Here is a 6,848-nt window from a genome sequence, read left to right as displayed (position 1 = left end):
CTCAAGTCACCTCGACAGCGGTTACCGATGCGGGATGTCTTCGGCTCGGCCCGGCCGGTGTGGTCACGGACCGGGCGGCTCCCGCCGGGCACGGGCGCGGGCACACGAGTGCACGCAGAGGGCGGCCGCCCCGGGGGATGGGCGGCCGCCCCGTCGGAATGACCTGGGCCGGGACCCGGGTCGGGACGCGGGGCGTCGGCTCAGGTCAAGCGGCTTGTTCTGCGGGTTCTCTGGGACGCGGCACGGCGAAAGTCTCGGTCCGGGAGGACGGGAAAAACCCTAGTAACGACGCTGCGGTGAGCTGCCGTTGGCGCGAGCGGAAAAGCCCCGCCCGCAGGACGGTGGACCAGGTGGTCACCGTTCCGCGAACGGGGCTTGCAATGTTCCGTGGAGCTATGGGCTACGGGCTACGGCTGTCGGCGCCGGCTTCGCTCAGGCCCAGGCGGTGACCGGCACGAAGGAGCTGTCCTGCCGGAACAGCTGAGTCCCGTCCGCCCGTTCCACCCGCAGCTGGTAGTCGTAGTGGCGCAGGTAGTACCCGGGATAGTTGTACGACTCGAAGCGGATCGAACCGCTCGTCGTGCCCGTGCGGGCGATGAACGTGGCGTCCTTGGCGAAGGTCGACGTGCCGTCGTTGGCGTCGAAGCGGCCGCGGAAGTCGTAGTGGCGGAGGTATCGCCCGGACGAGTCGCGCAAGGAGTACCCGTTCGCGTCGGCGAGGCCCGCCACGACCGTGAAGGTCGACGCCTGTTTCTCGGCGGTCGTGCTGGCGGCGCTGACCACGGGGAGGTTGAGCAGGGAGGACTGCGTCTGCCAGTAGCGGGTGGTGTAGTTGGCGGACTGGAAGGAGCGGGTGACGTTCTTCGCCAGGGCCGGGCCGCCCGAGACCGTCTCCTTGACGACCGTGAAGTGGCGGGCCGTGCCCGAGACGGCGGGCAGGGCGGCCGGGGCGGACCAGGTGGCGAAGGTGTCGTGGCTGTCGCTGTAGCAGTACGTGCCGTCGCCGTAGCCGTCGAAGAACAGACGCCAGGCGCCGTTGTCGAGTTGAACGAGCGCGGGGCCCTCGCGGTAGCTTCCCCAGCCGGCCCAGTCGCCGGTGCGGGAGATCGTGTAGGGGCCCGTCAGCGTGGAGGCCGTCGCGTACTCGATGTACTTCGTCGTCTCGTTCTTCGTGAAGGCGTGGTACGTCGAGCCGGTCTTCACGATGAACGTGTCGATGTGGTTCTTGCCGATGCCGGACAGTGCCACCGGTGAACTCCACGCCGTCAGCGCGGAGTTCGTGGCCTTCAGCAGATAGGGCGTGAAGATCCACTCGTCGTCGGTGGTGGAGCAGGACACGATGACGTTCACACTGCCGTCGCTGTCGACGAACCACTCCGGCGCCCAGGCGCGGGAGAGGTTGGTGATCGGGACCGTGTAGTCGTACAGGAACGTCCAGTTGACCCGGTCGGCGCTGCGTGCGAAGCCGATGGTGGTGCTGGTGTCCTGCCAGGTGTGGGTCGTGTAGGTGATGTAGTAGTAGCCGTTGGTGTACTTGAGGATGCTCGCGTCGCGGATGCGGTTGCCGGGCGGCGTATAGGCGGAGGCCTTGACCAGGCGGTAGTCGGTGGCGTCGTCCGACTGGTAGACGTTCACGGTCCCGTCGTTGCTGTTCAGGAACGGCACGATGGTGTACCGGGTGGCGGAGCCGCTGGGCGGCGCGGCCGCCAGTGCCGTGCCGAGCAGTCCGGGGGCCTCGCCCAGGACCAGCGCCGAGGCGGGCAGGACGGCCATCGCGCGCAGCAGGGTGCGGCGGGACGGGGTGTGGGGGCGTCTGGTCACGTGCGGCTCTCCCTACGGTTCAAGGGACAACTCCGAAGCACAGGTTCGGGATTTCGAACATGGTTCGGAAATTCGATCAGAAGGTAGGGGTGTGATCCAGTCGCGTCAATGGTTTGCGCACGAGGGGGAGGGGGCCTGGGGGAAACCTGTGGTGAACCTCGGAGCCGCACCGGCGAAAACGTTCCGCCGTCGACGCGACTGACGTTACCGTTCGGTAGACAACGTCGTCCCGGAGGTGCCCGTATGACACCCGACCGTGCCGTAGGTCTCGCCGAGTCCGCCCGTGCGCTGGCCGACGGGGAGCTGACGTCGCAGGCCCTGGTCGCGGAGGCGCTCGCGCGGATCGAGGCGACGCAGGGGTCCCTCAACGCCTTCCGGGTGGTGCGGGCCGAGGCCGCCCTCGCCGAGGCGGCGGCCGCCGACAAGGAACTCGCCGCCGGAGCGCGCCGGCCGCTGCTGGGCGTTCCGGTCGCGGTGAAGGACGACATGAACGTGGCGGGCGAGCCCACCGCGTTCGGGTGCGGCGGGGAGTTCCCGCCCGTCGCCGAGGACGGCGAGGCGGTACGGCGGCTGCGCGCGGCCGGTGCCGTGATCGTCGGCAAGACCAACACCTGTGAGCTGGGGCAGTGGCCGTTCACCGAGGGGCCCGCGTTCGGTGCGACCCGCAACCCGTGGCATCCGGACCACACGCCGGGCGGCTCGTCCGGCGGTTCGGCGGCCGCCGTGGCCGCCGGTCTGGTGCCCGCGGCGCTCGGCTCGGACGGCGCCGGCTCGGTGCGGATCCCCGCCTCCTGGACCCACCTCATCGGCATCAAACCGCAACGCGGCCGCATCTCCACCTGGCCCCGCGGCGAGTCCTTCAAGGGCATCACCGTCAACGGCACCCTCGCCCGTACGGTGGCCGACGCCGCCCTCCTGCTGGACGCCGCCGCCGGCAACCACGAACTCGACCCGCACCAGCCACCCTCGATCGACGCCGCCCGGGCCGCGGGCCGCGACCCGGGACGGCTGCGCATCGCGCTCTCCCTCAAGCCGCCGTTCACCGCCCTGCCCGCCCGCCTCCAGCCCGAGGTGCGGGCCAGGATCGTCGAACTCGCCGAGAAACTGAGCGCGTTGGGGCACCACGTCGAGGAGGCCGATCCGCCGTACGGCCAGATCGGGCTGACCTTCGTCCCGCGCGCCACGGCCGGTATCGCCGAGTGGGCCGACGAGGTGCCCTTCCCCGCACTGCTCGACCCGCGCACCCGGAGCGCCGCCCGTCTCGGCCGGCTCCTCGGAGGGGCCCCGCTGCGGGCGGCCCGGCGGGCGGAGGCGGTCCTGCACCGTCGTATTGGCAGGTTCTACGAGTCGTACGACGTCGTCCTCGCGCCCACGACGGCCGCTCCCCCGCCCCGGATCGGCGCGCTGCTCGGCCTCGGCGGTTTCGCCACCGACCGCGCGATGATCGCCGCCTGCCCCTACGCCTGGCCGTGGAACGTGCTGGGCTGGCCCGGCGTCAACGTCCCCGCCGGATTCGTGGGCGGGCTGCCGGTCGGCGGCCAGTTGCTCGGGCCCGCGAACAGTGAGCCCCTGCTGATCTCGCTGGCCGCGCAGTTGGAGACCGAGCTGCGCTGGCACGAGCTGTGGCCACCGCAGCAGGGCGAGTCGGTGACCGCCCCGGTCGCCTGAAGCGCCTAGCCCCTACCCTGTGACCATGGACGACGCGTCGATGGTCGGGCTCATGGGGCGGGTCACGGGGACGATCGGGCCCGGACTCGTCGGCGAGGTGATCGTGCGGGTGCGCGGCGGCGCCGAGCACTTCCTCGCCTATCCCGCCACCGGCACGGACCGGCTCGAGCGCGGCACCGTGGTGATGGTGGTGGAGTACCAGCCGCCGCGCACGGTCTACGTCCAGGCGGCGTACGACAGTTGAGCTCGCCTCGTCGCAGGTGAGAGACCAGTGTGTCAAGGTTGCGACAAGGATCCGTCAACGCCTGTACCTGCGCGGCGGCGAGGCGCACACTCCCATTCGTTCGGTGCCGAAAGGGCACCATCCAAAGGGGGCGTATGCCGATGGTTGTCGGCGTCGTGGCGGGGGCGGCGGTAGCGGCCGTCCTGGTTCTGATCGGTCTGTTCAAGATGATGTGGCGGGTCGCCGAACCCAATGAGGCCCTGGTCATCTCCGGCTCCAAGCACCGCACGGAGGGCCTGGAGGAGGGCATGGGCTTTCGCATCGTCACCGGGCGCGGCACGCTGGTGCTGCCCGGTGTGCAGGCGGTGCGCAAACTGTCGCTCGACCTGAACGAGACCGAACTTCATGTGGACTGCGTGACCCACCAGGGCATTCCGCTCAAGGTGCGGGGTGTGGTCATCTTCAAGGTGGGCGACGACTTCGTGTCGATCGCGAACGCGGCCCGACGTTTCCTGGACCAGCAGAAGCTGATGGCCGAGCGCGTGCACAACGTCTTCGCCGGTCATCTGCGGTCCATCGTGGGCGGGTTGACGGTCGAGGACATGATCCGTGACCGGGACAAGCTCACCGGGCAGACGCGTGCGGCGTGCGGTACGGAGATGGAGAAGCTCGGGCTCATCGTCGACTCGTTGCAGATCCATGAGATCGAGGACCCGACCGGCTACATCCAGAACCTGGCCGCCCCGCACGCGGCGGCCGTCCAGCGGGACGCGCGTATCGCGCAGGCCGAGGCGAACCGGCTCGCCACCGAGGCGGAGCAGCAGTCGTACGCGCGGATGGCGGAGGCGACCCGGGACAGCGAGATCCTCCAGGCCGGCTACCAGGCCGAGCGGGACAAGGCGGGGGCCAAGGCCCGGCAGGCCGGCCCGCTCGCCGACGCGGCCGCCCGGCAGGAGGTCGTCGTGCAGGAGACGCGGGTCGCCGAGCTGGAGGCCCATCGGCGCGAGCAGCAGCTTCAGGCCGATGTGCGAAAGCCCGCCGACGCGCAGGCGTACGAGAAGCGGACGCTCGCCGAGGCCGAGCGCGACGCGCGGATCTCGGCCGCCCAGGCCAAGGCGAAGGAGACCGAGCTGGCGGCCGCCGCCGAGGCCACCCGGGTCAAGACGGCCGCGGGCGCCGAGGCGGAGGCGACCAAGGCGCGCGGCACGGCCACGGCGGCCGCGACCCGGGCCACCGGTGAGGCCGAGGCCGCCGCCGCCCAGGCCCGGGGGCTGGCGGACGCCGAGGCGGCCAAGGCCAAGGGACTCGCGCAGGCGGAGGCCATCAAGGCCCGTGCCGCCGCGCTCGCCGAGAACCAGGAGGCCGTCGTCGCCCAGCAACTCGCCGAGAACTGGCCGGAGATCGTCCAGGCCGGCGCGTCCGCGTTCGGCAACGTCGACAACATGGTGGTGCTCAACGGCGCCGACGGCATGGCGGACATGTTCGCCAAGGCGCTCACCATGGGCGGTACGGGGCTGGGTCTGGCCCGTCGGCTGCTCGCGTCGATGAACCAGGACGGGGCGGCGCCGGACGACAACTCCCCGCTCAACGGGCTGGCCCAGAAGGTGCCGATGGACGGGAAGTGAACCTTCCCGGGTGATCGGTGACCCTTCACGCGCAGCTCACGGGGGCAGCCCCTAGGGTGTGCCCCCGTGAGCACGTTTACCGAAGAGAACGTCCCGGGCCGCCACGGCCCCACCGCCACCACCGAGGCCGACCCCCGCGCGGTCGGCAAGGTGCGCACCGAGTACTCCCCCGCGCACGACGGCGACCCCGACCCCGGGGAGATCGTCTGGACCTGGGTCCCCTTCGAGGAGAACGACGGACGGGGCAAGGACCGCCCGGTGCTCGTCGTCGCCCGGGAGGCCGGCGGTACTTTTCTGGCCGTGCAGCTCTCCAGCAAGCGTCATGACGGGGACCGTGAGTGGGTCGCCATCGGCAGCGGGCCGTGGGACCGGTCGGGGCGCGACTCGTGGGTGGACGTGGACCGGATCCTCCGGCTGCACGAGCAGGGCATGCGCCGCGAGGCATGCGCTCTGGACCGCGGCCGGTTCAACCTGGTCAGGCAGCGGCTGCACGAGCGCTACGGCTGGACCTGACCCTCGGGGAACGCCCGTACGAACGCGGCGCGCACCGGACTGTCGGGCGTGCGGTCCAGGATGCCGAACACCACATGCTCGAAGACCCCTGCGAACCGCCCGCCGGGCCCGAGCAGGTTCCGGAACGCGCCCGCGACCTGCGCCGGGTCGTTCTGGAACACCCCGCAGCCCCAGGCGCCCAGCACCAGCCGCCGGTACCCGTGTGCGGCGGCCGTCTCCAGCACCCGCTCGGCGCGGATCCCGAGCGCGCCGGGCAGCTCGGGCGTGCGCTCGGGGGCCGTACGCCGGACGACGCCCGCGTTCGGGGCGGCGGCGGTCAGGAAACCGGCGGGGTACGGCTCGTCGAGCAGGCGGCCGCGGTCGTCGCGGAAGACGGGCACGCCGGGTGAGTGGATGACACGGTCCGTGTAGAACGGGTCGCGGTGGGCGCGGTGGTGGTCGTAGAACTCGCGGGCTTCGATTAGGCAGGTGTACAGCGCCGAGGCGCGGCACAGGGCCTCCTCCTGGGCCTGGGCGCCGTTCAGATAGCCGCCGCCCGGGTTCCGGGCCGAGGCGAAGTTCAGTACGGCCGTCCCGCCGCCGAGGCGACGGGCCGCCTCCAGGCTGCTCTCGCCCGTGACCTCGAAGAACGTCCGCACCTCGGCCGCCGGCTGCACCGGCACGGCCTCGGGTCCGTGCATCCGCGTGCCGTCCCGCGCCGCCTGGATCGCCGCCGCGAGGGACACCTCGCGGCCGTCGGGCGCGCGGTACGTCCCCGCGGCCACGATCTGTTCCGTCTGCTGCGCGATACCGCGCAGGCGTGCGCTCATGGCGCCACCCCCGTATGCGCCATGAACGCGCTCGCCCTCGCCGTTCGAGCGATGGTCGTGCGACCGCTTCGGACGCACTCGATCTCCCCCGTCGTGCTCACACAGGCATCGTGAGCGATGCTGGTCGTGCGGTGCAACAGAATTCCGGGCCCCCAGCCCACCGAGAACGACCGGGAAAGCCCCTGCTAA

The 6,848-nt window shown here is 71.4% G+C and carries 6 protein-coding genes; 4 read left to right on the top strand and 2 right to left on the bottom strand.

Going from position 1 to position 6,848, the window contains the following annotated elements:
• Positions 1-432: 432 nt before the first annotated feature.
• Positions 433-1,821 carry a glycoside hydrolase family 43 protein gene (locus ACZ7NC_RS24550; protein WP_471491241.1) on the bottom strand — a complete coding sequence of 463 codons (1,389 nt, stop codon included), beginning with the start codon at positions 1,819-1,821 and terminating at the stop codon, positions 433-435.
• A gap of 243 nt (positions 1,822-2,064) precedes the next feature.
• On the opposite strand from ACZ7NC_RS24550, the gene ACZ7NC_RS24545 reads away from it, so the two are divergent.
• The 4 genes from ACZ7NC_RS24545 (at position 2,065) to ACZ7NC_RS24530 (ending at position 5,850) form a co-directional block, all read left to right on the top strand.
• The gene (locus ACZ7NC_RS24545) at positions 2,065-3,489 is read left to right on the top strand and encodes an amidase (RefSeq protein ID WP_471491240.1); all 1,425 of its coding nucleotides are present in this window, start codon (positions 2,065-2,067) and stop codon (positions 3,487-3,489) included.
• Between the two features lie 25 nt (positions 3,490-3,514).
• Positions 3,515-3,733 carry a hypothetical protein gene (locus tag ACZ7NC_RS24540; RefSeq protein ID WP_471491238.1) on the top strand — a complete coding sequence of 73 codons (219 nt, stop codon included), beginning with the start codon at positions 3,515-3,517 and terminating at the stop codon, positions 3,731-3,733.
• A gap of 134 nt (positions 3,734-3,867) precedes the next feature.
• Positions 3,868-5,337, top strand: coding sequence for a flotillin family protein (locus ACZ7NC_RS24535; protein WP_471491237.1), 1,470 nt, complete (start codon positions 3,868-3,870; stop codon positions 5,335-5,337).
• A 66-nt stretch (positions 5,338-5,403) separates the two neighbouring features.
• Positions 5,404-5,850, top strand: a complete 447-nt coding sequence (locus ACZ7NC_RS24530) for a type II toxin-antitoxin system PemK/MazF family toxin (protein ID WP_471491236.1) — start codon at positions 5,404-5,406, stop codon at positions 5,848-5,850.
• Here ACZ7NC_RS24530 and ACZ7NC_RS24525 read toward each other — a convergent pair.
• Complete coding sequence (locus tag ACZ7NC_RS24525) at positions 5,835-6,659, bottom strand: TIGR02452 family protein (RefSeq protein WP_471491235.1); 825 nt, start codon at positions 6,657-6,659, stop codon at positions 5,835-5,837. The two genes, ACZ7NC_RS24530 and ACZ7NC_RS24525, sit on opposite strands and share 16 nt — an antisense overlap.
• Between the last annotated feature and the right edge of the window lie 189 nt (positions 6,660-6,848).

It is taken from the genome of Streptomyces sp. NPDC111802 (assembly GCF_055634335.1).
This window is presented reverse-complemented; position numbering and strand designations above follow the sequence as displayed.